Annotated in this window: 1 protein-coding gene; it reads left to right on the top strand. The window is 36.4% G+C overall.

What is annotated here, in order from left to right; translation table 11 throughout:
• Positions 1-492 precede the first annotated feature (492 nt).
• Positions 493-1,695, top strand: coding sequence for a DUF418 domain-containing protein (locus HMPREF0083_RS03900; RefSeq protein WP_040301405.1), 1,203 nt, complete (start codon positions 493-495; stop codon positions 1,693-1,695).
• Positions 1,696-1,898: the final 203 nt, after the last annotated feature.

Here is a 1,898-nt window from a genome sequence, read left to right on the forward strand (position 1 = left end):
GATAGTACCCAGTTGAAACGTTTATGTCTTAGATGATGCTAGGAAATAACCCCTAGTCTTTAAGTGACAATCTTGAAAAATCTTATGTAGATGAATCAAAATAGACTCTTGATATATAAGAAATTGGAAATTAAATAAAGAGGGAATACATGCAGAAACTAGCGTTATATTGCTTGATCAGAAAAGAAATTGGGAAGTATGTATACAGCGCTATTAGGAAAAGCAAAAGAAAAAGCAAAAGAAAAAGGGAGGTAGGCCGCTCTAAGGGAGCGCCCTTTTTGTTTTCTCTTTATTTCGTTTGCTTTTATATTGTTTAGTCTATAAAGGAGACTGTGTTTTATTATTTCCCTGTCCCTCTTCTTGTATCCTTCGTAATTAAACTCTTAAACCTTAATACGAGTTTAACTGCATGGCGTCAAGGTAAGGTAATCATAAGGTACTGTTTAGGTTCAGGTAATTATGGATTGGTACAGTATTCCTGAGGTGAATAGGATGACAGATATAAAAGGTGAAAGATTACAAATCATTGATGGAATACGAGGATTAAGCCTTGCTGGAATTTTGATGGCAAATATGCTTATCTTTCAATATGGTATCTGGGGAAAAGAGGAAATCCATCTCTATTCTCCATCCAAAATGGATTCAGCAGCGTACACATTTACAAAAATTTTCATTGAAGGCAGCTTTATGCCCATTTTTGCTTTTTTATTTGGCTTTGGGATGATTAAAATGAAACAAAGCCTGGATAGGAAAAACCTAAAGTATAAACGGTATTTCTTTCGAAGATTTTTGTTTCTTTTAGTCGTTGGTTTTCTGCACTCAACCTACCTATGGGAAGGAGACATTTTATTTTTTTATGGGTTAATGGGCCTGTTTCTTCTCATATTTGTTGGCCGAAAGAAGAAAACATTACTACTCTTGGGAAGCATATTACTTCTTTTGTTCTCCCTGCTGGGATACGGGAACCAGCAAGATACGCTTGCAGATCCCGTAGCAATCGAGGCATATGTCAAGAAAACCATGACAGTCTATAGTACTGGCACATATGAGGAAATTAAATATCATCGCAATAACGTTGATCCTGGCCATTTACCTGACTATATCTATCTATTCCTTTTACTATTTGCTCCTTTCTTTACTGCTCCGATGTTTTTGTTTGGAATGTATGCGGCTAAGAATAACTGGTTTAGGGAACCTCACAAAAAAAGACAGATATACCTGAAGGCAGCTATCTTTCTTACTTTGTCTGGAATACTACTCAAAAGCGCCCATCACTTTTTCCCGCAGCTTTCCTGGACAGGTATTGCAGATTTACTGGGATCAAGCATATTAGCATTTGGATATATATTTGTCTTCGCTTTTCTTTATACACGATTTGAAAACTCTTTCTGGCTTAGGGGTTGTAACTGTGTTGGGAAATTATCACTGTCCAATTATTTGTTGCAAACGGTGATTTGCACTCTCATTTTTTATGGATACGGATTCGGTCTATTCGGAAAACTAGGCGTTCTGACAGGGATTTTTCTGTCAATTGGGATATTTATGCTCCAAATTATCGGTAGCTATTGGTATTTGAAGCGGTTCAAATATGGCCCTATAGAGAAGCTTTTACGAATGTGGACGTACTTTTCTTTTTTAGGAACATTGATAAGAAAGAAAAGTTCTGTCGATAAATCAACAACGTATAAAGCATAAAATTTACCCTGATCTAATGGGCAGTCAGATGATTGCCCATTGCCGAAATGATTTTTTGCACCAGCTTTCTACGAGACTAGTGAGTGAAAACCAGTTTATTTGTCTTGAAGACAGATATCCAATATGCGAAGCTATAAGTTTGCAAAATTGATTATTGACAAATCAAGGGTGTTGATTATCCATAAGGTGGAAGAAAGAAGGTG

Origin of the sequence: Aneurinibacillus aneurinilyticus ATCC 12856, assembly GCF_000466385.1 — a bacterium.
In the GTDB taxonomy this organism is placed as follows: Bacteria; Bacillota; Bacilli; order Aneurinibacillales; family Aneurinibacillaceae; genus Aneurinibacillus; species Aneurinibacillus aneurinilyticus.